Origin of the sequence: Actinosynnema sp. NPDC059797 (assembly GCF_042732085.1) — a bacterium.
GTDB lineage: Bacteria > Actinomycetota > Actinomycetes > Mycobacteriales > Pseudonocardiaceae > Actinosynnema.
Window position 1 is genome coordinate 1 of sequence record NZ_JBHWIE010000111.1, and the last position, 21,920, is coordinate 21,920.

Genomic DNA, 21,920 nt, shown 5'->3' on the forward strand with positions numbered 1-21,920 from the left:
CCGCCTCCCACTCGGGGCGCGGGCCGGGCGCGCCTTTCCCCGCGCGCCACCGGTCGTCCCGGTCACACCCGGCTCAGCGCCGCCGGAACAGCTTGTTGCCCAGCCAGACCACCGGGTCGTACCGCCGGTCGGCCACGCGCTCCTTCATCGGGATCAGCGCGTTGTCGGTGATCTTGATGTGCTCGGGGCACACCTCGGTGCAGCACTTGGTGATGTTGCACAGCCCGAGCCCGTGCTCGGACTGCGCCGCGCCCACCCGGTCCGCCGAGTCCAGCGGGTGCATCTCCAGCTCGGCCACCCGCATCAGGAACCGGGGCCCGGCGAACGCCTCCTTGTTCTCCTCGTGGTCGCGGATCACGTGGCAGGTGTTGTTGCACAGGAAGCACTCGATGCACTTGCGGAACTCCTGCGAGCGCTGCACGTCCACCTGCTGCATCCGGTACTCGCCCGGCGCGACGCCCGCCGGCGGCCGGAACGCCGGGACCTCCCTGGCCTTCCGGTAGTTGTACGACACGTCCGTGACCAGGTCCCTGATCACCGGGAACGTGCGCATCGGCGTCACGGTCACCGTCTCGTCCTCCGCGAACACCGACATCCGGGTCATGCACAGCAGCCGCGGCCTGCCGTTGACCTCGGCCGAGCACGAGCCGCACTTGCCCGCCTTGCAGTTCCACCGCACCGCGAGGTCCGGCGCCTGCGTGGCCTGCAACCGGTGGATCACGTCGAGGACGACCTCGCCCTCGTTGACCTCCACGGTGAAGTCCTCCAGGCCGCCGCCCTCGGCGGAACCGCGCCACACCCGGAAGTGCCCCTGGTAACCCACGTCACGCCTCCAGTTCGCCCGCGGTCAGGTACTTCTCCAGCTCGGTGCGCTCGAACAGGGCCAGCAGGTCCGGTCTGATCGGCGTCTGCGGCTCCTCCACCACCTCGACCCCGTCGCCGGCGAGCCGGCACACCAGCAGCTTGCGCCGCCACTCGGCGTCCATGCCCGGGTGGTCGTCGCGGGTGTGCCCGCCGCGGCTCTCGGTGCGCAGCAGCGCCGCCCGCGCCACGCACTCGCTGACCAGCAGCATGTTGCGCAGGTCCAGCGCGAGGTGCCAGCCGGGGTTGAACTGCCGGTGCCCCTCGACGACCACGGACGCCGCCCGCCGCTTCAGCTCGTCGAGCCGCGTGACCGCCCGCTCCATCTCCTCGGCCCGCCGGATGATGCCCACCAGGTCGTTCATGGCCTGCTGGAGCTCCATGTGCAGGGTGTACGGGTTCTCGCCGCCGTCGCCCGCGAACGGGGCCACCGCCGTGCGCTCGGCCTCGGCCACCGCCTCCCCGGAGCACACCGGCCGGTCGGCGAGCCCGGCCACGTAGGACGCGGCGCCCGCGCCCGCCCGCTTGCCGAACACCAGCAGGTCCGACAGCGAGTTGCCGCCGAGCCGGTTGGAGCCGTGCATGCCGCCGGACACCTCGCCCGCCGCGAACAGGCCGGGCACCGAGGACGCGGCGGTGTCCGGGTCGACCTGCACGCCGCCCATCACGTAGTGGCAGGTCGGCCCGACCTCCATGGGCTGCGCGGTGATGTCGACGTCGGCCAGCTCCTTGAACTGGTGGTGCATCGACGGCAGCCGCCGGATGATCTCCTCGGCGGGCATCCGGGTGGACACGTCCAGGAACACGCCGCCGTGCTCGGACCCACGACCGGCCTTGACCTCGGAGTTGATCGCCCGCGCCACCTCGTCGCGGGGCAGCAGCTCCGGCGGCCGGCGGTTGGTGTCCGGGTCGGTGTACCAGCGGTCGGCCTCGGCCTCGTTGTCGGCGTACTTGTCCTTGAACACCTCGGGGACGTAGTCGAACATGAACCGCTTGCCGTCGGAGTTGCGCAGCACGCCGCCGTCGCCGCGCACCGACTCGGTGACCAGGATCCCCTTCACCGACGGCGGCCAGACCATGCCGGTCGGGTGGAACTGGACGAACTCCATGTTGATCAGCGACGCGCCGGCGCGCAGGGCCAGCGCGTGGCCGTCGCCGGTGTACTCCCACGAGTTCGAGGTGACCTTGAACGACTTGCCGATGCCGCCGGTCGCGAGCACCACGGCGGGCGCCTCGAACAGCACGAACCGGCCGGACTCGCGCCAGTAGCCGAACGCGCCGGCGACCCTCCCGTCGTCGAGCACCAGGTCCGTGACCGTGAACTCCTGGAACACCTTGAGCCGGGACTCGTAGTCGCCGGTCTCGGCGAGGTCGTCCTGCTGGAGGGACACGACCTTCTGCTGGAGGCTGCGGATCAGCTCCAGCCCGGTCCGGTCGCCCACGTGCGCGAGCCGCGGGTACTCGTGCCCGCCGAAGTTGCGCTGGCTGATCCGGCCGTCCTTCGTCCGGTCGAACAGCGCGCCGTAGGTCTCCAGCTCCCACACCCGGTCGGGGGCCTCCTTGGCGTGCAGCTCGGCCATCCGCCAGTTGTTGAGGAACTTCCCGCCGCGCATGGTGTCGCGGAAGTGCACCTGCCAGTTGTCGTTGGAGTTGACGTTGCCCATGGCCGCGGCGATGCCGCCCTCGGCCATGACGGTGTGGGCCTTGCCGAACAACGACTTGCACAGCACCGCCGTGCGCATCCCGTGTTCCCTGGCCTCGATCGCGGCGCGCAGCCCGGCGCCGCCGGCACCGATCACGAGCACGTCGAACGAATGCCGTTCCAGCTCGGGCAAAACCACTCCTCAGTTCACGAATCGGAGGTCGGTGATCGTCCCGGAGGCGACCAGGGCGATGTAGAGGTCCGTGAGGCAGACGAAGATCAACGACGCCCACGCCAGCTGCATGTGGCGGGCGTTGAGCTTGGAGATCTGCGTCCACGTCCAGTACCGCACCGGGTGCTTGGAGAAGTGCTTGAGCCGCCCGCCCGCGATGTGCCGGCACGAGTGGCACGACAGCGTGTAGGCGGCCAGCAGGCCCACGTTCACCAGCAGCACCAGGTTGCCCAGGCCCACGCCCGCGCTCAGCGCGTAGAAGGCGTCGTAGACGTTGATCAGCAGCAGGAGCGAGGCGGCGTAGAAGAAGTAGCGGTGCAGGTTCTGCATGACCAGCGGGAACCTGGTCTCACCGGTGTACTTGGCGTGCGGCTCGGCCACCGCGCACGCGGGCGGGGACAACCACGCCGCCCGGTAGTACGCCTTGCGGTAGTAGTAGCAGGTCAGCCGGAAGCCGAGCAGGAACGGGATGATGATCACGGGTGGGGTCAGGAACCCCGGGAACTCGGGCAGCGGCCGGCCGAAGTGGGCCGCGCCGGGCAGGCACTCCTGGCTCAGGCACGGGGAGTACATGGGCGTCAGGTAGCGGTGCTCGTCCACCCAGTAGTAGTCGCCCATGAACGTGCGCACGGCCGCGTAGATGGAGATTAAAAGCAGGCCGCCGAACGTGACCAGCGGCGGCAGCCACCACCGGTCGGTCCGCAGTGTGCGCCGGGCGATCTGCGCCCTCATACCTCACCTCGTTCCACTTCGTTGTGGTGGGGACGGTTCGGGATCGGGCCCCGCGGCGTGCCGGGGGCCGTGGTGCGGAAAAACCGAACCGGCCCCCGCGTGGTGTCCGTTCACGCGGGGGCCGGTCGGGGGTCGGTCAGGTCCGGTGGCTGCGGTAGCCGCCGAGCCCTTCGTCGTCTGCGTCGTGCCAGAACTCCGGGTCGTAGGGCGTGTCGGGCACCACCACGACCTCGCGTTCCACCCGGGGCGCCTCCCGTTGCCGGGGCGTGCGGTCCAGGTCGACCAGCTCGGTCGCGTCGATGTCCATGCGCTCGACGTCGTTGGCGAGCCTCTGCACCGCGGCCACGTCGCCGTACCGCGCGCGCAGGCCGCCGACGCACTGGCGCAACTGCCCCAGCGCCCGGCGCAGGGCCACGATCTCGGAAGACGTCATGGTCAGCACCTCCTTGGGTCTGGTGCCGACTCTGCCAAGTCGGCGCTCCTGTGACAAGCACCACAGGCGCCGACGGCGCGTCTCAGCTGCTGAATCGTTTTTGTATGGATCATGTGTCGTGACATAGTGTGCCTGTTGTCACGTCCGACCGTGCGACGCCAGCGCTGCCGTCCCACCGGGCCTCACGGCCCGTGATCACCACCGGAGACAGCGAACATGAGCGTGCATCCCGTCGTGGCCGAAGTGACGGCTCGCATCGCCGCCCGCAGCGCCGCCGGCCGGGCCGCCTACCTCGACCGCGTCGCCCGAGCCCACCAGGAAGGCCCCGCCCGCCGCGACATGGCGTGCAGCAACCTCGCGCACGGCTTCGCCGGCATCACCGGCGGTGACAAGGACCTCCTCCGGGCGATGCGTCGCCCGAACGTGGCAATCGTGTCCTCGTACAACGACATGCTGTCGGCGCACCAGCCGATGCACGAGTACCCGGCGTGGATCAAGGACGCGGCGCGCGCGGTCGGCGGCGTGGCGCAGTTCGCGGGCGGCGTGCCCGCCATGTGCGACGGCATCACCCAGGGCCGCGCGGGCATGGAGCTGTCGCTGTTCAGCCGGGACGTGATCGCGATGTCGACCGCCATCGCGCTGTCCCACGAGATGTTCGACGCGGCCCTGCTGCTGGGCGTGTGCGACAAGATCGTGCCGGGCCTGCTGATCGGCGCCCTGTCGTTCGGGCACCTGCCCGCGCTCCTGGTGCCGGCGGGCCCGATGAACTCCGGCCTGCCGAACTCGGAGAAGGCGCGGGTGCGGCAGCTCTACGCGGAGGGCAAGGCGACCCGCGAGGACCTGCTGGAGGCCGAGGCCGCCTCGTACCACAGCCCCGGGACCTGCACTTTCTACGGCACCGCGAACTCCAACCAGCTCGTCGTGGAGGTCATGGGCCTGCACCTGCCGGGCGCGAGCTTCGTGCCGCCGGGCACCCGGCTGCGCAGGGCGCTGACCGAAGAGGCCGCGCGCCGGGCCGTGGAGATCAGCCGCGGCGACGACTACACCCCGGTCGGGCACGTGGTGGACGAGAAGGCCGTGGTCAACGGCCTGATCGCGCTGCTGGCCACCGGCGGCTCGACCAACCACACGATGCACCTGGTGGCCATCGCCTCGGCCGCGGGCATCGAGCTGAGCTGGGACGACTTCGCCGAGCTGTCCTCGGTGGTCCCGCTGCTGGCCCGCGTCTACCCCAACGGCTCGGCCGACATCAACCACTTCCAGGCGGCGGGCGGCGTGCAGTTCCTGGTGCACACGCTGCTGGAGGCCGGCCTGCTGCACGAGGACGTGCGGACCGTGGCCGGGCCCGGCCTGTCGCGCTACACGCAGGAGCCGGTGCTCGTCGAGGGCGCGCTGACCTGGCGCCCCGGCGCCGGCCGCTCGCTGGACACCGACGTGCTGCGGCCCGCGTCCGACCCGTTCGCCGCCGACGGCGGCCTGCGGATGCTGTCGGGCAACCTCGGCCGCGCGGTGATCAAGGTCTCGGCGGTCAAGCCGGAGCACCGCGTCGTGGAGGCGCCCGCGCGGGTGTTCACCTCGCAGGAGGCGTTCAGCGAGGCGTTCAAGGCGGGCGAGCTGGAGCGCGACGTGGTGGTCGTGGTGCGGCAGCAGGGCCCGCAGGCCAACGGCATGCCCGAGCTGCACAAGCTCATCCCCGCGCTCGGCGTGCTCCAGGACCGGGGGTTCCAGGTCGCGCTGGTCACCGACGGCCGGATGTCCGGCGCGTCGGGCAAGATCCCGGCGGCGATCCAGCTCACCCCGGAGGCGGCCGTGGGCGGCCCGCTGGCGCGCGTGCGCGACGGCGACGTGCTGCGGCTGGACGCGGAGACGGGCACCCTGGAGGTGTTCGTGGACCCGGCGGAGCTGGGCTCGCGCGAGCTGGTGGACTTCCCCCCGGACGCGCAGGCGTGGACCGGCACGGGCCGCGAGCTGTTCGCCGCGCTGCGGCGGGCGGTCGGGCCCGCCGACCGGGGCGCGAGCGTGTTCGGTCCCATCGCGGCCTCGCACTTCGAAGGCCAGTTCAACCAGGAGGTTTCCCGGTGACCACCAGCTCTGACCTGCTGGCGCTGTCCCCCGTCATCCCGGTCGTCGTCGTGGACGACGCGGCCCACGCCGTGCCGCTGGCCCAGGCGCTGCTGCGCGGCGGCATCCGGGTGATCGAGCTGACGCTGCGCACCGAGGCGGCCCTGGCGGCCATCGAGCGGGTCGCGGCGGAGGTGCCGGACGTCGTCATCGGCGCGGGCACGGTGACCCGGCCCGAGCACGCCGAGCAGGCCGCGAAGGCGGGTGCGGCGTTCCTCGTGACGCCCGGCTCCACCGACCGGGTGCTCGACGCGGCCGAGGACACCGGCCTGCCGTTCCTGCCGGGCGCGGCGACCGTGTCCGAGGCCATGCGGCTGGCCGAGCGGGGCCTGACGGCGCTCAAGTTCTTCCCCGCCGAGGCCGCGGGCGGCGTGGACTACCTGAAGTCCATCGGCGGCCCGCTGCCCGGCCTGCGGTTCTGCCCGACCGGCGGCATCACGCCGGAGAGCGCGCCCCGCTACCTGGCCCTGCCCAACGTCGGCTGCGTCGGCGGGTCGTGGCTGGCGCCGAAGGACGTGCTGGCGGCGGGCGACTTCGGCCGGGTCGAGGAGCTGGCCCGCGCGGCGGCGGCGCTGGGGTAGGGACCCGCGCGTACTCGTCGGCTGCACTGGTCGACTGCCCTGATCGACGCCGACGGGGGCCTGGCAACAGGCCCCCGTTCGCATCGGTCCACACCGGCGCTGATCGCCGGCGGCCCGGGTCACCGCGCAGGTCGGCTCAGGTCACCGCGCAGGTCGGCTTGGGTCACGTCAGGCCGACCGGCGTCACACCAGGTGGGCCAGCGCCTCCGGGATGGAGTCCGCGACCGGCGCGCCCGTCCGCTCCAGGACCCGGCGCGAGCTGACCCCCGTGGCGACCAGCACGACCTGGGCGCCCACGTGGCGGGCGGCGTCGGCGTCGTCGACCACGTCGCCGATGACGACGACCTCGGCGGGGCGCAGCCGCTGGGCGTCGAGGTGCGCGGCCAGGTGCTCGGCCTTCGAACCGCCGCCGACCTCGGCGCGGAGGCCGTCGACGCGGGTGAACAGGTCGTGCAGGCCGAGTTCGGCGACCTTCGGGACCAGCTCGTGGTGGAACCACATGGACAGCAGCGACTGGGTCTGGCGCAGGGACCTGAGCCGGTCCGGCACGCCGTCGGCGAGGGCGCACCCGTGCAGCGCGGCCCGGTACTCCTCGTGGAAGACGAGGTCGATGCGGGCCCAGTCCGCCGCGGTGAGGGTGCGCGCGAGCAGCCGCTCGTAGCAGTCCTTGAGGGGGCGGCTGTAGGTGTCGCGCCAGAGGTCGAGCGTGACGGCGTCGCGGCCGAAGTCCCGGCAGACCCGGTTGACCGCGGCCAGCACGGCGTGGTTGTCGGCGAGCAGGGTCCCGTTCCAGTCCCAGACGACGTGGTCGGCCCTGATTCTCACCCGATCAGACTACGGCGATAAGTTGGGTGCTCACTTCGGGGGAGGTAAGCGGGGATGGACGCGCGGCGCGGCACGGTGGTCGCCGAACCTCGTGCGCAGGTGGTGCTGGTGTGGGTCGGGTTCCCGGTGCTGGGCGCGGCCGTGCTGTTCGGCCTGAAGTCGATCGCCGGGTGGGTGGCCGGCCTGTCGTGGGCGCCGATGCAGGGACCGTTCCGGCTGGTGGCCTCGGTGCCGGAGCCGTGGGCGACGATCGGGTCCCTGGGGATCGGCGCGCTGGGCGGCCTGGTGATCGCCGGGATGGCGGCGTACGAGCGGCTGTCGGTGGAGGTCTTCAACGAGGGCGTCGAGCTCAACCGGGGCGGGCGGCTGCGGAACTTCGACCGGACCCTGGTGTCGGGCGTCTTCGTGGACGGCAAGAAGCTCGTGCTGCTCGGCATGGACACCGGCGAGCTGGTCAGGGAGAGCAGCGACCTGAGGACCGCGGACCTGGCCGATGCCTTCCAGAAGCACGGCTACCAGTGGCTGGAGAAGGACCCGTACGAGGACCAGTACCGGCGGTGGGCCGCCGGGACGCCCGACCTGCCGCCCGGCGCGGACGCGTTGTTGAAGGTGCGGGCGGAGGCGCTGCGCAAGGGGGACGGCGAGGACGCGGCACAGCTGCGCGAGGAGCTGAGCCGGCTCGGGGTCGTGGTGCGGGAGGACAAGAAGCGCCAGTTCTGGCGCCTCGCCCGCCGCACCTCCTGACCCAGATCCCCTGCTGACCAGATCCCCTGCTGACCAGACCCCTGCGCCCAGGTTTGTCGCGAGCCGAGCCCGCGATGGGACAGATCCGCGCGGAGCAGGTCGGGCGTGGGGGGTCGGCCCTGAGCAGGCCGGGTGTGGGCAGGCCGGCCCTGAGCAGGCCGGGCGTTGGCAGGCCGGCCCTGAGCAGGCCGGGTCCCTGAGCAGGCCGGGCGTGGGCGGGTCAGTCGTGGGTGAGGTCGTCCAGGGCAGAGGTCTCTTCGCCCGCGCGGCGCAGTTCGTCGCGGACCACCCGGTAGGCCAAGCCCTCGGAGTAGCCCTTGCGCGCGAGCGCGGAGACCAGGCGGCGGATCTTGGTGGTGTCGTCCAAGCCCGCCATCGGGCGCAGCTTCTTGCGCACCAGCTCCCGCGCCCGCTCCTCCTCCGCCTCGTCGTCGACCGCCGCGATCGCCTCGGTCACCACTTCGTCCGCCACGCCCTTGCGCCGCAGCTCCACGGCCAGGGCACGTCGGCCCAGGCCCTGGTAGGTGTGGCGCGAGCGGACCCAGACCTCGGCGAACGCCGCGTCGTCGATCAGCCCCGCCCGGTCGAACTTGCCGAGCACCAGCTCGGCCGTCTCCTCGCGGATGCCCTTGCGCAGCAGGGCGTCGCGAAGCTCGACCTTGGTCCTCGCCCTGGCGGTGAGCAGCGCGTAGCAGATGTCGGTCGCCTTGCGCTGCTCCTTGGCCGGATCGATCGGCCGCGGCTCGGTGGCCTCCGGGTTCGGACCGGAGTCCACGCCGAAAGCCGAGCCCGCGCCGAAGCCCGGATCCTCGCCCGGAGCCGATCCGGAGGCCGGGTTCGCGCCGGAACCCGAGCCGAAAGCCGCACCGGAACCCGAGCCCGCGCCGGGAGCCGGGTCGAAGCCCGAGTTCGCGCCGGAACCCGAACTCGAATCCGGGCCCGAGTCCATGCCCGTGCCGGAGCCGATGGCTCGGCCGAAGCGGGAGTTGCCGGTCGAGCGGTCGCGGGGCGGCCCGCGACCCCGACCGCCTCGTCCTGCCACGTCCGCTTAGAACTCGACCGGCGCGGGGGCGGGCTCCTCGGTGTCGAGGGTGGCCCCGATGCCGAGCTTCTCCTTGATCCGCTTCTCGATCTCGTTCGCCACGTCCGGGTTCTCGCGCAGGAACTTCCGCGCGTTCTCCTTGCCCTGGCCGAGCTGGTCGCCCTCGTAGGTGTACCAGGCGCCGGACTTGCGCAGGATGCCCTGGTCGACGCCCATGTCGATGAGCGAGCCCTCACGGCTGATGCCCTGGCCGTAGAGGATGTCGAACTCGGCCTGCTTGAACGGCGGGGCCACCTTGTTCTTCACGACCTTGACGCGGGTGCGGTTGCCGACCGGCTCGCCGCCGTCCTTCAGGGTCTCGATGCGCCGCACGTCCAGGCGGACCGACGCGTAGAACTTGAGCGCCTTGCCACCGGTCGTGGTCTCGGGCGAGCCGAACATCACGCCGATCTTCTCGCGCAGCTGGTTGATGAAGATCGCGGTGGTGCCGGAGGAGTTCAGCGCACCGGTGATCTTCCGCAGCGCCTGGCTCATCAGGCGGGCCTGGAGGCCGACGTGGTTGTCGCCCATCTCGCCCTCGATCTCGGCGCGGGGCACCAGGGCCGCCACCGAGTCGATGACCAGGATGTCGAGCGCGCCGGAGCGGACCAGCATGTCCGCGATCTCCAGCGCCTGCTCGCCGGTGTCCGGCTGGGAGACCAGCAGGGCGTCGGTGTCGACGCCCAGCTTGCGCGCGTAGTCCGGGTCCAGCGCGTGCTCGGCGTCGATGAACGCGGCGATGCCGCCGTTGCGCTGGGCGTTGGCCACGGCGTGGAGGGCCACGGTCGTCTTACCCGACGACTCCGGGCCGTAGATCTCCACCACGCGGCCGCGGGGCAGACCGCCGATGCCGAGCGCGACGTCGAGCGCGATAGCGCCGGTCGGGATCACCTCGATCGGGGCGCGGCCCTCCTCGCCGAGCCGCATGACCGAGCCCTTGCCGAACTGCTTGTCGATCTGGGCCAGGGCCAGCTCGAGGGCCTTGTCCCGGTCGGGAGCCTGGGGTGCCATCTGGGGTCCACCTCGGTTGTCTTGGGTCGCTGTGCGATGTCGGGGCCGACGTTACGGGTGGGGTCCGACATTTTTCGGCGGCGACCAGGTCACCAGCGGGGCGAGGTCACCCGGTCGTGTCGGGCAGTGTAGCCGAACAGGTGTTCGACAGACCTGGTCGCCACGCCGGGTCACCGGCGTTGTTCGGGCACGTCGAACGCGTCGCAGACGGCGAGCCAGACCTCCTTGGCCGGGATCCCCGCCTCCAACGCCTCGTCCGCGGTGCGCCCGCCGAGGACGGACATCACGTGGTCGCGGGCGATCATCTCCCCGCGGACCTGGCCGAACTCGTTCGCCATCAACTTGCGGAACACCGTGTTGCGCATCGCACCCAGGCTAGCGCGCGGTCCGCCGTCACCCGGCCGGCCGGGTCGCCCCGGAGTCCGCGTGCCGCAGGTGCAGCCGCTCGAACGCGAGCTCGTCGACGGCGGCCGGGTCGTCGAGGAAGGACACCACCGCCCCTCCGCCGGGCGTGCGGCGGACTGTCGCCCCGAGGTCGGCGGGCGGCGGCGGCAGGTCCCGGTGCAGGTCGGGGCCGAAGTAGGTCCACCACCCCAGCAGCGCGGGCCAGTGGCCGGGCGGCGGCGCCTCGTTCGAGGCGGGGTCCTCGACCAGCCGGCGGACCTGGAGGACCGACCAGTCGTCCTCCACCCGGCCGAACGCCGCGCCGAAGCGCTCCGCGAGGTCCAGCCACAGCGCGGTCAGGTCCCGGTGCAGCCGCCGGTAGGGCTCGGCCTCGGGGCAGGGGCGCCGCCAGGCGTGGCAGGAGTCCAGCGTCAGGCGCAGGGTCGCGGCCTCCCCCGCGTCACCGGGGTCCACCTCCAGGAAGACGTCCACCTCGGACGACACCCACAGGTTCGTGGCGCACGTCCCGGCGGCCAGCTCGGCGACCACCGCGGCGCGGTCGGGCACCCCGGGGTCGTGCCCCACCGGGTCGTCCACGTGGAAGGCGTTGACCAGCCCGTCGAGCGCCCGGTGCGGCGAGAACCCGGCCTTCTCGGCCGTGGACAGCACCTCCTCGACCGCGTCCTCGGTCACCGAACCGGGGGGCAGTTGCAGCGTCCAGTACCAATCGGAGCCCACGGCCGCCGATCCTCACACGCGGACGGGGGTCGCCACGAGCGAAAACCGGCGTGCGCGCGCTCACCGCCACCGCGCTAACCTCGAACGGTGACCCTGCTCCAGGAAGACCCCACGGGCCTGTCGTCGCCGATCGGGACCGTCGTGGTGATCGCCGCGCTGGTCGCGGCGATCGTCGTGGGCCTGCGGGCGTACTGGCACAACCGCAAGCGCTGACGCGTCAGCCCACCCGCTGCGGCGCCCGGAGCAGGCACGCGACCAGCAGCGGCAGCGCGGTGAACCCGACGAGCAGGCCCAGCGCCGAGTAGGACCAGGCGCTCACCACCAGGCCCGCCACGACGCCGCCGACCGCGCCACCGGCGTTCATGCACAGGTCAGACAGGCCCTGGGCGGCCGGCCGGTCGGCCGCCGGCACCGACTCGGTGAGCAGCGCCGACCCCGCCACCAGGCCCGCCGACCAGCCGAAGCCGAGCAGCGCCAGGCCGGCGGCCAACTGCGGCGCCCCGTGCGCGGGCGCCGTGCCCGCGATGCCGGACGCGGCCACCACCAGCGCCGCGCCGATCGACAGCACGGACACCCGGCCCAGCTTGTCCGCCATCCACCCGAACAGCGGGCTGGCCACGTACATGGCGGCCACGTGCACGCTGATCACCAGGCCCACCACGCGGAGCGACGAGCCGGCGTGGTCCATGTGCACCGGGGTCATCGACATCAGCCCGACCATCGCGGTCTGGCACAGCGTCACGCCGCTCAGCGCGAGCCTCGCGCCGGGCGGCAGCGACCTCCACAGCGCCACCGCGCCCCGCGTGTCGCCCGTCCCGCCGGCGCGGCGGGGCGCGGGGTCCGCGGTGGAGCGCGCGACGGTCAGCGGGTCGGGCCGGAGGAACCGCAGGACGACCACCGCGGCCAGCCCGAACAGCGCGGCCGACAGCAGGTAGGGGCCCGCGCCCACGGGCAGGCCCAGCAGCGCGGCCACCTGCCCGGCGGGGTCGGCCAGGTTCGGCCCCAGCACCGCGCCCGCGGTCGCCGCCCACACCACCAGCGCCACCGAGCGCGCCCGGCGGTGCGGCTGGGCCAGGTCCGCGCCCGCGTACCGGGCCGCGAGGTTCGCGCTGGACGCCGCGCCGAACAGCACCAGGGCGCCCAGCAGCAGGTGCCACGAGCCGAGCACCACCGCGCACGCCGCCACGGCCGCGCCCACCGCGCCGACGCCGTAGCCGAGCACCAGCGCGGGCCGGCGCCCGCTGCGGGCCGCCAAGCGCGCCGAGGGCAGGGCGAACGCGGCCGCGCCGAGCACCGCGGCGGTCTGCGCCAGGCCGCCCACCACGTCGGACCCGGCGAGCACGGCCGCGATCAGCGTGCTCACCGCGAGGCCGATGGTGACGCCCGCCGCACCCAGCACCTGCGCGGTCGCGAGCACCCGCAACACCCTGCGCTGCACGGCTCCCAGCACGGTCATGATCTTGATCGTGCCAAAGGGCCGCCGGCCCGGACAGCCACCGACCGGGTCAGGCGGTGGGCCGAACAGGTACTCGGCCGAACAGCCGCCCCGGCGGTCAGGTCCCCGGCTGCACGGTGCGCTCGAAGAAGTCCGCGACCGCGTCCGCGGTCAGCTCCTCGCCGCCGCTGCTCCTGGTCACAATGCCCAGCAGCGGCAGGCCGTCGGCGGTGAACACGAGCAGCCCCAGCCCGCCGTCCGCGGCGGCCCGGTACCGGCCGGAGAGGCCGTTGCCCTCCCACCGCGCCTCGACGATGTCGCTCTTGAGGGACCGCACCACGGCTTCCGCGCCCTGGTCGGCGCCCGTGACCGTCTCGGTGAGCACGTACTGGACCGAGTAGTCGTCCTGGACGGAGCAGCTCACCGCGGTGCCCTTGATGCCGCTGATGCCGCCCACGCCCGGCGCGCCGCCCGACTTGCACGTGCCGGTGTCCGGGACGGTGCCCGCGAGCAGGCGCATGCAGCTGGTGAAGCCCTTGTCGTCCAGCGCGACGTCGGTCTTGCAGTCCTGCGCGTCGGGCGTGCTCGGCCGGTTGAGCAGGAAGATCCCGCCGACGGCGGCCAGCACGAGCACCACGGCCGCGCCCGCCGCGATCAGCACCTTCTTCCGGTCCGGTGCCCGCTTGGCGGGCCGCTGCGGCGCGACGCTGGGGAAGTTGAACTGCTGCGGCGCGGTCTGCGGGTAGCCGACCTGGTAGGGGCCGCTGGTCGCCGGGTTGACCGGGTAGGACCCGCTCGTGCTCGGGTTGACCTGGTGCGCGCCGCTGGTGGCCGGGTTCGCCACCGGGATCGGGCCGCTCACCGGCGCGCCGACCTGGTAGGGGCCGCTGACCGCGGGGTTCACCGGCGTCGTGACCACGGTGTCCGGGTCGCGGCCGGGCAGGGTCAGGTCCTGGGAGCGCGGGGTGATGCCGTCCTTGGGCACGTGGTGCGCGCCCAGCGCGACCGCGGTCTCCGGCTGGTCCAGGCTCGTCGGCACCACCCGCACGTGCTCGGCGATCATGTTCGCCACCAGCGGGATGCGGCTCGCGCCGCCGACCAGGTAGATGCCCGCGAGCTGGTTGGGCGCCATGCCGGTGGAGCGGATCGTCGAGGCCAGCAGCTCCACGCTGCGCAACATGCTCGGCCGGACCAGCGCCTCCAGGTCGGACCGGTTGACCAGCACGTCCTCGAACGGTTCGGGCATCGGCACCTCGGTGTGCGCGTGCCGCGACAGCGACTCCTTGGCGGCCCGCACGTCCTCCTGGAGCGCGCGCCGGGCCCGCCGGTCGGCCGTGGACTCCGGGCGCAGCAGCCGCTGCCACGCGGCCGGGTCGCGGTGCGAGATCTGCCGGCCGACGTGCTCCAGCAGGGCCTGGTCGACGTCGAGGCCGCCCAGGTCGGGCAGGCCGTCCTCGGCGAGCACGGTGAACCCGCTCTGGGTGGCGGCGACGACGGCCACGTCGAACGTGCCCGCGCCCAGGTCGTACACGGCCAGCGCCTGGCCGACGGCCAGCGAGGCGTAGTGGGAGGCGGCGGCGACCGGCTCGGGGACCAGGACGACCTCGCCGGTGGCGCCCGCCAGCCTGGCGGCGGACAGCAGCACGTTGCGGCGGGTGGGGCCCCACTGGGCGGGGTGGGTGAGGCGGACCTCGTCCAGCGGCTCGCCGCCGAGCTGGCGGGTGGTCTCCTCGAACACGCGGCGCAGGACGGCGGCCAGCGCGTCGGTGACCGGGACGACGTTGTCGCCGAGCAGCAGCACGCCGTCGTCCACGCGGCGCTTGGGGTTGGGCTCGAAGCGGGCGGGGTCGAGGCGGGCGCGGCGCTCGGCGTCCCGGCCCACGACCAGGGTGCCGTCCTCCTCGCAGTAGACGGCCGACGGCATGGTGGCGGAGCCGTCCACCTCGACGACCCGGGGCGGCCTGCCGTGCGCGGCGAGGACCGCGACGGTGTTGGAAGTGCCCAGGTCAACGGACAGCACTCGCACGTTTCACCCCTTTGGTTCGACGGGGTGATCGTGCCACAAGCGGAAATTGTCATACCTGTGGTTCAGCATGGTTCGCATGGACGTCCTCGACCGCTTCTCCCCCGCCACCCGGCAGTGGTTCACCGGGGCCTTCGCCGCGCCCACCGCGGCGCAGGCGGGCGCGTGGGAGGCGGCGGCCGCGGGCGAGCACGCGCTGGTCATCGCGCCCACCGGCTCGGGCAAGACGCTGGCCGCGTTCCTGTGGGCGCTGGACCGGCTGGCCTCCGCCGCACCGCCCGCCGACCCGAAGCGGCGCTGCCGGGTGCTCTACGTCTCCCCGCTCAAGGCCCTGGCGGTGGACGTGGAGCGGAACCTGCGCGCGCCCCTGGCGGGCATCCGGCAGGCCTCGCACCGGCTGTCGCTGCCCGAACCGGACATCGCGGTGGGCATGCGCACCGGCGACACCCCGGCCGACGTGCGGCGGGCGTTCGCCAGGACACCGCCGGACGTGCTGGTCACCACCCCCGAGTCGCTGTTCCTGGTGCTCACCTCGGCGGCGCGGGAGTCGCTGCGCGGCGTGGAGACCGTGATCGTCGACGAGGTGCACGCGGTGGCCGGCACGAAGCGCGGCGCGCACCTGGCGCTGTCCCTGGAGCGGCTGGACGCGCTGCTGGAGCGGCCCGCCCAGCGGATCGGGCTGTCCGCGACGGTGCGCCCGGTCGAGGAGGTCGGCGCGTTCCTCGCGGGCGGGCGGCCGGTGACGGTCGTGCAGCCGAAGACGGCCAAGACCATCGAGGTCCGGGTCGAGGTGCCGGTCGAGGACATGTCCGTGCTGGGCGAGCCGACCGGCGAGGTGTCCGGTTCGGCGGCGGGCGCGGAGCAGCGGGCGTCGATCTGGCCCTCGGTGGAGCGGCGGGTGCTGGAGCTGGTGCGGCAGCACCGGTCGACGATCGTGTTCGCCAACTCGCGGCGGTTGGCCGAGCGGCTGACCGCGCGGCTGAACGAGCTGGCCGAGGAGGACGCGGAGCAGTTCCCCGGGGTGGACGGACCCGGCGCGGACGACCCCGGGATGGGCGGACCCGGCGTGAACGGCCCTGGGGCGGGCGGTCCCGGGGCGGGCGGTCCCGCGCGGTTCCCGGCCGAGGTCCCCGCCCAGTCCGGCATCACCACGCAGCGCACGGCCGCCGTCGCCCGCGCCCACCACGGCTCGATGTCGCGCGAGCAGCGGGTCACCGTGGAGGAGGAGCTGAAGTCCGGGCGGCTGCCGTGCGTGGTGGCCACGTCGTCGCTGGAGCTGGGCATCGACATGGGCGCGGTCGACCTGGTGGTGCAGGTGGAGGCGCCACCGACGGTCGCGTCCGGGCTCCAGCGCGTCGGTCGCGCCGGGCACCAGGTGGGCGCGGTGTCGCGCGGGGTGATGTTCCCCAAGTTCCGGGGCGACCTGGTGTCGTGCGCGGTGGTCGCGGAGCGGATGCGGGACGGCGCGATCGAGGCCGTGCGGTACCCGCGCAACCCGCTGGACGTGCTGGCGCAGCACGTGGTGGCCATGGTGGCGATGGAGACGTGGACGGTCGACGCGCTGGCCGGGCTGGTGCGGCGGGCCGCGCCGTTCGCGGCGCTGCCCGAGTCGGCGCTCCAGGCCGTGCTGGACATGCTGGCCGGCCGGTACCCGAGCGAGGAGTTCGGCGAGCTGCGGCCCCGCATCACGTGGGACCGGATCAACGGCGAGCTGCGCGGCCGGCCGGGCTCGCAGCGGCTGGCGGTGACCTCCGGCGGCACCATCCCCGACCGGGGCCTGTTCGCGGTGATGACGCCGGCGTCGGAGGACCGGCCCGGCTCGCGGGTGGGCGAGCTGGACGAGGAGATGGTCTACGAGTCGCGGGTGGGCGACACGTTCCTGCTCGGCACGTCGTCGTGGCGGGTCGAGGACATCACCCACGACCGGGTGATCGTGGTGCCCGCGCCGGGGCAGCCCGCGCGGATGCCGTTCTGGAAGGGCGACGCGCCGGGCCGCCCGCTGGAGCTGGGGCGGGCGCTGGGGAGGTTCCTGCGCGAGGTGTCCACGGCGGACGAGGCCGAGGCGCGGGAGCGCACCGCGGCGGCCGGGCTGGACGAGTGGGCCGCCGCGAACCTGCTGGCGTACCTGGGCGAGCAGCGCGAGGCCGCGCGGCACGTGCCCAACGACCGGACCGTGCTGGTGGAGCGGTTCCGGGACGAGCTGGGCGACTGGCGGCTGGTGGTGCACTCGCCGTTCGGCGCGCAGGTCAACGCGCCGTGGGCGCTGGCGGTCGCGGCGCGGCTGCGGGAGCGGCGCGGGATCGAGGTGCAGGCGGCGCACTCCGACGACGGGATCGTGGTGCGGCTGCCGGACGCCGTGGACGCCGACGGCGCGCCGGTGGTGGTCGGCGCGGAGGACGTGCTGCTCGACCCGGAGGAGGTCGAGCAGGTCGTGGTGGCCGAGGTGGGCGGGTCGGCGCTGTTCGCGGCGCGGTTCCGGGAGTGCGCGGCGCGGTCCCTGCTGCTGCCCCGGCGCGACCCGAGGCGGCGGACGCCGCTGTGGCAGCAGCGGCAGCGGGCGGCGCAACTGCTGTCGGTGGCGGCGAAGTACGAGAGCTTCCCGGTGGTGCTGGAGGCGATGCGCGAGTGCCTCCAGGACGTGTACGACGTGCCGGGCCTGCGCGAGCTGATGACCGACGTGCGGGCGCGGCGCGTGCGGGTGGTGGAGGTGGAGACGCCGTCGCCGTCGCCGTTCGCGCGGAGCCTGCTGTTCGGGTACGTCGGCATGTTCCTGTACGAGGCGGACGCGCCGCTGGCCGAGCGGCGGGCGGCGGCGCTGTCGCTGGACTCGGCGCTGCTGGCCGAGCTGCTCGGCTCGGAGGCGATCCGCGAGCTGCTCGACCCCGAGGTGGTCGAGGAGGTCGAGCGCAACCTCCAGCGGCTCGCGCCGGACCGGCACGCGCGCGACGTCGAGGGCGCGGCCGACCTGCTGCGGTTCCTGGGCGACCTGTCCGAGGCCGAGGCGGCGGAGCGGGGCGTGCGGCCGGAGTGGCTGGCCGAGCTGGTGGCGCAGCGGCGGGCGATCCGGGTGCGGATCGCGGGCGCGGACCGGGTGATCGCCATCGAGGACGCGGGCCGGGTGCGGGACGCGCTGGGCGTGGCGCTGCCGGTCGGCGTGCCCGAGGTGTTCACCGAGCCGGTGGCCGACCCGCTGGGCGACCTGCTGTCCCGGTACGCGCGCACCCGCGGCCCGTTCCCGGCCGCGCAGGCGGCGGAGCGGTTCGGCCTGGGCGTCGCGGTGGTCACGGCCGTGCTGGAGCGGATGGCCGGCACCGGCAGGCTGGTGCGCGGCGAACTGCGGCCGCTGGCGCTGAACCCGGGGCCCGGCGGCGGGCACACCGAGTACTGCGACGCCGAGGTGCTGCGGCGGCTGCGGCGGGCGTCGCTGGCGCGGCTGCGCGCCGAGGTCGAGCCGGTGGAGCCCGCGGCGCTGGGCCGCTTCCTGCCCGGCTGGCACGGCATCGGCAGGCGGCTGCGCGCCGCGCCGACCGTGGACGACGTGTACTCGGTGGTCGAGCAGCTCGCCGGCGCGCCGCTGCCCGCGAGCGCGGTGGAGTCGCTGCTGCTGCCCGCGCGGCTGCCCGGCTACGGCCCGGCGCTGCTGGACGAGCTGACCGCGTCCGGCGAGGTGACCTGGACCGGTTGCGGCTCCCTGGCGGGCGGCGACGGCTGGATCGCCTTGGCCCCGACCGACGTGGCCGACCTGCTGCTGCCGGACCTGGTGCCGGAGGCCGCGCCGGACTCGCCGCTGCACCGGGCCGTGGTCGAGTCGCTGGCGGGCGGCGCGCTGTTCTTCCGGCAGGTCGTCGACCGGGTCTCGCTCCAGGGGCCCACGACGGACGGCGAGGTGGTCGGCGCGCTGTGGGACCTGGTGTGGGCGGGCGTGGTCACCAACGACACGCTGGCACCGCTGCGGGCGCTCGTCGCGGGCGGCGGCACGGCGCACAAACCCCGCCGGTCCGCGCCGCGCGGCCGGTACGCCCGGATGCGCGCGGGCCGCCCCGACGTGCCCAGCCGCACCGGGCCGCCGACGGTCGCGGGCCGCTGGTCCCTGGCCGTCGTGCCCGCGGCCGACCCGACGCGCCGGGCGCACGCGCGGGCCGAGGCGTTCCTGGAGCGGCACGGCGTGCTGACCAGGGGCGCGCTGGACACCGAACGCGTGACCGGCGGTTTCAGCGCGGTGTACCGGGTGCTGCGGGCGATGGAGGAGTCCGGGCAGGTGGTGCGCGGGTACGTGGTCGAGGGGTTGGGCGCGGCGCAGTTCGCCGCCCGGGGCGCGGTGGACCGCCTGCGCACCCTGTCCCGGCCGGTGGGCCAGGACCACGCGGGCGCGCCCGAGGCCGTGGTGCTGGCGGCCGCCGACCCGGCTCAGCCCTACGGCGCGGCCCTCGACTGGCCGGAGCCGCTGGGCGAGGGCAGGCACCGGCCGGGTCGGAAGGCCGGGGCGCTGGTCGTGCTGGTGGACGGGGTGGCCGTGCTGTACGTGGAGCGGGGCGGCCGGTCGCTGCTGTCGTTCACCGAGGAGGAGGCGCCGCTGCGGGCCGCCGCGCAGGCACTGGGCCGCGCGGTCCGCGACGGTTGGCTGGGGCAGTTGGCGGTGCAGCGGGCGGACGGGGAGGTGGCGCTGGGTTCGAGGCTCGCGGGCGTGCTCCAGGAGGCGGGGTTCCGCGCGACGCCGAAGGGCTTGCGGTTGCGGGCCTAGCGATTCCGGCGCGGCACCGGCGGACGCGCGGGATCCGGGGGCGCACGAGACCGGCGGACACGCGGCGCCGGCAGGCGCGCGAACCGACGGGCACACGAAAAGCCACGGGACCGCGGGACCCACCCGGCGCGAGGGTGGGGCCCGCGGCTGCCCGCGGCGGTCCGTTGGTGATCAGCGGCTCAGGTGCCCCAGGCGCTCAGGTGACCTAGGCGCTCAGGAGCTGGGGGGCGTGCCTCCGGCGGCCGTGAAGCCGGTGTCCGCGACACCGGCGACACCGGTGTCCGCCTTCGCCACGACGGGCGACAGCAGCGCCGCCGCCGTCAGCAGCGCCACGCCCAGGAACCCGGTGCGGTGCGCCCAGCGCCTGCCCGCCCGCACCGCCGCGACGTCCGCCGCGATGCCCGCCTCGGTCCTGACCCTGCTCGCTCCCAGGCGTACCGGCATCGCTCGCTCCTCACTGTCGCACGGACGTGAGGACCATCCTTCGAGGTCCGCTGCGCGGCGGTCTTCGTGACTCCGCGCAAAGCACCGGTCGCGGATTTGTCAGCAGTGGCAGTCCGGCCCTCAGCGGAACAGGGCGCTGTACGCGTTGAGCGCGGGCTGGCCGCCCAGGTGCGCGTAGAGGACGTTGGAGTCGCGCGGGATCTCGCCCGTGGACACCAGTTCCACCAGGCCCGCCAACGACTTCCCCTCGTACACCGGGTCGGTGATCATGCCCTCCAGACGTGCGCCGAGCCTCATCGCCTCCAGCGTGGCGTCGCCGGGCACGCCGTAGACGCCCTCGTGGAAGCGGTCGTCCAGCTCCACGTCCGCGTCGCCCACCTCGACGCCCAGCAGCCCGGCCGTCCGCTGCGCGATCCGCAGCACCTGGGCACGCGTCTCGCCCGGCTTGGCCGAGGCGTCGATCCCCAGCACCCGCCGACCGCTGCCCGCGAAGCCCGCGACCATCCCGGCCTGCGTGCTGCCGGTCACCGAGCACACCACGACCGTGTCGAACCGGACGCCCAGCTCGGCCTCCTGCCGCTCGACCTCGGCCGCCCAGCCGGCGAAGCCCAGGCCGCCCAGGGGGTGGTCCGACGCGCCCGCCGGGATGGCGTACGGCTTGCCGCCCGCCGCGCGGACGTCCTCGACCGCCTGCTCCCACGCGGGTTTCACGCCGATGCCGAAGCCCGCCTCCACCAGCCGCACCTCGGCGCCCATCAGGCGGCTCAGCAGGATGTTGCCCACCCGGTCGTACACCGCGTCCGGCCAGTCCACCCAGCTCTCCTGCACCAGCACGCACCCCAGCCCGGCGCGCGCGGCGGCCGCGGCGACCTGCCGGGTGTGGTTGGACTGCACGCCGCCGATGGAGACCAGGGTGTCGCAGCCCTGCGCCAGGGCGTCGGCGACCAGGTACTCCAGCTTGCGGGTCTTGTTGCCGCCATAGGCCAGCCCGGAGTTGCAGTCCTCGCGCTTGGCCCACACGCGCGCGCCGCCGAGGTGCCCGCTCAGGCGCTCCAGCGGGTGCACCGGCGACGGGCCGAACAGCAGCGGGAATCGGGGGAAGTCAGCCAGTGCCACGTCGGTTCTCCTCCAGCAGGTCGGCCAGCGTCGCCCAGTTGCGCTCGACGAGCCGGGCCGCCAGGTCGGCGTCGGCCGCCGCGCACGCGGCGATGATCTCTTCGTGCATCGCCACCGAGTGGCGGCCCACCGGCGCGGCGAAGCGCAGGCGCTCCAGGCGGCGGATCAGCGGGGTGTAGCGCTCGATGGTGGCGATCACGGCGAAGTTCGCGCTGCGCCGCACCGCCACCGCGTGGAACGCGTCGTCGGCGGCCAGCGCGGCGGGCACGTCCCCGCCGGCCAGCGCCTGCGCGAAAGCCGCGTTCGCCTCGCGCATGGCGTCCAGGTCGGCGGGCACCAACAACGGCACGGCCAACCGCGCGGCCAGGGCGTGCACGGTCTGGATCAGCACGTGCGCGTCCCGGACGGCGGCGGTGTCCAGCGGCGTGACGCGGGTGTAGCTGTGCGGCTTGGTCTCGACCAGGCCCTCGTCGGTGAGCCGGGCCAGCGCCTCGCGCACGGGGGTGCGCGACAGGCCCAGCCGCTCGGCCAGCTCGACGTCCTTGATCGGCTCGCCGGGCGCGAGGTCGCCGCCCAGGATCGCCTCGCGGATCGCGGTCAGCGCCTGGTCGCGGAATAGCGCCCGACTAATATATTGCATATTGGCACTGTAGCCGACGGTGCGCCGGAGCCACCAGGGCGTGTTCTCCCCAGCTCAGCCGAGCCGGGTGGGGGGCGGGGCCCCCGCCCGGGCCCCGCCCCCCCCCGCGCGGCCAGGAGCCGGTCGGCCCCCGGGA

General features: G+C 74.1%; 19 protein-coding genes. 5 read left to right on the forward strand and 14 right to left on the reverse strand.

All coding sequences use genetic code 11. The features are described from left to right. Positions 1-73: 73 nt before the first annotated feature. The 4 genes from ACFV4N_RS23250 to ACFV4N_RS23265 form a co-directional block, all read right to left on the reverse strand. Positions 74-823 carry a succinate dehydrogenase/fumarate reductase iron-sulfur subunit gene (locus ACFV4N_RS23250; protein WP_499674680.1) on the reverse strand — a complete coding sequence of 250 codons (750 nt, stop codon included), beginning with the start codon at positions 821-823 and terminating at the stop codon, positions 74-76. A 1-nt stretch (position 824) separates the two neighbouring features. Beyond that, the gene (locus tag ACFV4N_RS23255; RefSeq protein WP_499674681.1) at positions 825-2,696 is read right to left on the reverse strand and encodes a fumarate reductase/succinate dehydrogenase flavoprotein subunit; all 1,872 of its coding nucleotides are present in this window, start codon (positions 2,694-2,696) and stop codon (positions 825-827) included. 9 nt (positions 2,697-2,705) lie between these two features. Further along, complete coding sequence (sdhC, locus tag ACFV4N_RS23260; protein WP_499674682.1) at positions 2,706-3,467, reverse strand: succinate dehydrogenase subunit SdhC; 762 nt, start codon at positions 3,465-3,467, stop codon at positions 2,706-2,708. A 136-nt stretch (positions 3,468-3,603) separates the two neighbouring features. Further along, positions 3,604-3,900: an Rv0250c family protein gene (locus ACFV4N_RS23265; RefSeq protein ID WP_344039800.1), complete on the reverse strand. Its 297-nt coding sequence runs from the start codon at positions 3,898-3,900 to the stop codon at positions 3,604-3,606. A 216-nt stretch (positions 3,901-4,116) separates the two neighbouring features. On the opposite strand from ACFV4N_RS23265, the gene edd reads away from it, so the two are divergent. Together edd and eda are read left to right on the forward strand one after the other, a co-directional pair. Then, positions 4,117-5,982: a phosphogluconate dehydratase gene (edd, locus tag ACFV4N_RS23270; protein ID WP_499674683.1), complete on the forward strand. Its 1,866-nt coding sequence runs from the start codon at positions 4,117-4,119 to the stop codon at positions 5,980-5,982. Further along, the gene (eda, locus tag ACFV4N_RS23275; RefSeq protein WP_499674684.1) at positions 5,979-6,602 is read left to right on the forward strand and encodes a bifunctional 4-hydroxy-2-oxoglutarate aldolase/2-dehydro-3-deoxy-phosphogluconate aldolase; all 624 of its coding nucleotides are present in this window, start codon (positions 5,979-5,981) and stop codon (positions 6,600-6,602) included. Before edd ends, eda begins: the two co-directional genes overlap by 4 nt. Positions 6,603-6,785: 183 nt before the next feature. Here the strand turns inward: eda and ACFV4N_RS23280 are convergent, their stop codons facing one another. Next, positions 6,786-7,427, reverse strand: coding sequence for an HAD family hydrolase (locus ACFV4N_RS23280; RefSeq protein ID WP_499674685.1), 642 nt, complete (start codon positions 7,425-7,427; stop codon positions 6,786-6,788). A gap of 54 nt (positions 7,428-7,481) precedes the next feature. Here ACFV4N_RS23280 and ACFV4N_RS23285 point away from each other — a divergent pair, with 54 nt between their 5' ends. After that, entirely contained in the window at positions 7,482-8,171 is a 690-nt protein-coding gene (locus tag ACFV4N_RS23285; RefSeq protein WP_499674686.1) for a YqeB family protein, read from the forward strand. A 220-nt stretch (positions 8,172-8,391) separates the two neighbouring features. Here ACFV4N_RS23285 and ACFV4N_RS23290 read toward each other — a convergent pair whose 3' ends face one another. The 4 genes from ACFV4N_RS23290 to ACFV4N_RS23305 form a co-directional block, all read right to left on the reverse strand. Next, positions 8,392-8,946 (reverse strand): regulatory protein RecX, encoded by a 555-nt coding sequence (locus ACFV4N_RS23290; RefSeq protein ID WP_499674687.1) that lies wholly within the window; start codon positions 8,944-8,946, stop codon positions 8,392-8,394. Between the two features lie 273 nt (positions 8,947-9,219). Then, a complete protein-coding gene (gene recA / locus ACFV4N_RS23295) occupies positions 9,220-10,263 on the reverse strand; it encodes a recombinase RecA (RefSeq protein ID WP_499674688.1) in 1,044 nt (347 codons plus the stop codon). A 170-nt stretch (positions 10,264-10,433) separates the two neighbouring features. Then, positions 10,434-10,628 carry a DUF3046 domain-containing protein gene (locus ACFV4N_RS23300; protein ID WP_499674689.1) on the reverse strand — a complete coding sequence of 65 codons (195 nt, stop codon included), beginning with the start codon at positions 10,626-10,628 and terminating at the stop codon, positions 10,434-10,436. A gap of 28 nt (positions 10,629-10,656) precedes the next feature. Then, the gene (locus ACFV4N_RS23305) at positions 10,657-11,385 is read right to left on the reverse strand and encodes a hypothetical protein (protein ID WP_499674690.1); all 729 of its coding nucleotides are present in this window, start codon (positions 11,383-11,385) and stop codon (positions 10,657-10,659) included. An 87-nt stretch (positions 11,386-11,472) separates the two neighbouring features. Between ACFV4N_RS23305 and ACFV4N_RS23310 the strand changes: the two genes are divergently transcribed. Continuing rightward, positions 11,473-11,598 carry a hypothetical protein gene (locus ACFV4N_RS23310; RefSeq protein WP_344039808.1) on the forward strand — a complete coding sequence of 42 codons (126 nt, stop codon included), beginning with the start codon at positions 11,473-11,475 and terminating at the stop codon, positions 11,596-11,598. A gap of 4 nt (positions 11,599-11,602) precedes the next feature. Here the strand turns inward: ACFV4N_RS23310 and ACFV4N_RS23315 are convergent, their stop codons facing one another. Together ACFV4N_RS23315 and ACFV4N_RS23320 are read right to left on the reverse strand one after the other, a co-directional pair. Next, a complete protein-coding gene (locus tag ACFV4N_RS23315; RefSeq protein ID WP_499674691.1) occupies positions 11,603-12,841 on the reverse strand; it encodes an MFS transporter in 1,239 nt (412 codons plus the stop codon). Positions 12,842-12,938: 97 nt separating this feature from the next. Further along, positions 12,939-14,846, reverse strand: coding sequence for an Hsp70 family protein (locus ACFV4N_RS23320; RefSeq protein WP_499674692.1), 1,908 nt, complete (start codon positions 14,844-14,846; stop codon positions 12,939-12,941). 76 nt (positions 14,847-14,922) lie between these two features. On the opposite strand from ACFV4N_RS23320, the gene ACFV4N_RS23325 reads away from it, so the two are divergent. Further along, entirely contained in the window at positions 14,923-19,584 is a 4,662-nt protein-coding gene (locus tag ACFV4N_RS23325; protein ID WP_499674693.1) for an ATP-dependent helicase, read from the forward strand. Between the two features lie 213 nt (positions 19,585-19,797). Here ACFV4N_RS23325 and ACFV4N_RS23330 read toward each other — a convergent pair whose 3' ends face one another. From ACFV4N_RS23330 to ACFV4N_RS23340, 3 genes are all read right to left on the reverse strand, one after another. After that, positions 19,798-20,028 carry a hypothetical protein gene (locus ACFV4N_RS23330; RefSeq protein WP_499674694.1) on the reverse strand — a complete coding sequence of 77 codons (231 nt, stop codon included), beginning with the start codon at positions 20,026-20,028 and terminating at the stop codon, positions 19,798-19,800. Positions 20,029-20,148: 120 nt separating this feature from the next. Beyond that, the gene (locus tag ACFV4N_RS23335; protein WP_499674695.1) at positions 20,149-21,144 is read right to left on the reverse strand and encodes a 1-aminocyclopropane-1-carboxylate deaminase; all 996 of its coding nucleotides are present in this window, start codon (positions 21,142-21,144) and stop codon (positions 20,149-20,151) included. Then, positions 21,131-21,784: a GntR family transcriptional regulator gene (locus tag ACFV4N_RS23340; protein WP_499674696.1), complete on the reverse strand. Its 654-nt coding sequence runs from the start codon at positions 21,782-21,784 to the stop codon at positions 21,131-21,133. The genes ACFV4N_RS23335 and ACFV4N_RS23340 overlap by 14 nt, the downstream gene beginning before the upstream one ends. Positions 21,785-21,920 lie beyond the last annotated feature (136 nt).

What these genes read in the sequence shown, in the direction of transcription:
- sdhC (WP_499674682.1), bottom strand. Translation starts at nt 3,467, where the DNA reads ATGAGGGCGCAGATCGCCCGGCGCACACTGCGGACCGACCGGTGGTGG.
- ACFV4N_RS23265 (WP_344039800.1), bottom strand. Translation starts at nt 3,900, where the DNA reads ATGACGTCTTCCGAGATCGTGGCCCTGCGCCGGGCGCTGGGGCAGTTG.
- edd (WP_499674683.1), top strand. Translation starts at nt 4,117, where the DNA reads ATGAGCGTGCATCCCGTCGTGGCCGAAGTGACGGCTCGCATCGCCGCC.
- ACFV4N_RS23285 (WP_499674686.1), top strand. Translation starts at nt 7,482, where the DNA reads ATGGACGCGCGGCGCGGCACGGTGGTCGCCGAACCTCGTGCGCAGGTG.
- recA (WP_499674688.1), bottom strand. Translation starts at nt 10,263, where the DNA reads ATGGCACCCCAGGCTCCCGACCGGGACAAGGCCCTCGAGCTGGCCCTG.
- ACFV4N_RS23300 (WP_499674689.1), bottom strand. Translation starts at nt 10,628, where the DNA reads ATGCGCAACACGGTGTTCCGCAAGTTGATGGCGAACGAGTTCGGCCAG.
- ACFV4N_RS23315 (WP_499674691.1), bottom strand. Translation starts at nt 12,841, where the DNA reads ATGACCGTGCTGGGAGCCGTGCAGCGCAGGGTGTTGCGGGTGCTCGCG.
- ACFV4N_RS23325 (WP_499674693.1), top strand. Translation starts at nt 14,923, where the DNA reads ATGGACGTCCTCGACCGCTTCTCCCCCGCCACCCGGCAGTGGTTCACC.
- ACFV4N_RS23330 (WP_499674694.1), bottom strand. Translation starts at nt 20,028, where the DNA reads ATGCCGGTACGCCTGGGAGCGAGCAGGGTCAGGACCGAGGCGGGCATC.
- ACFV4N_RS23340 (WP_499674696.1), bottom strand. Translation starts at nt 21,784, where the DNA reads ATGCAATATATTAGTCGGGCGCTATTCCGCGACCAGGCGCTGACCGCG.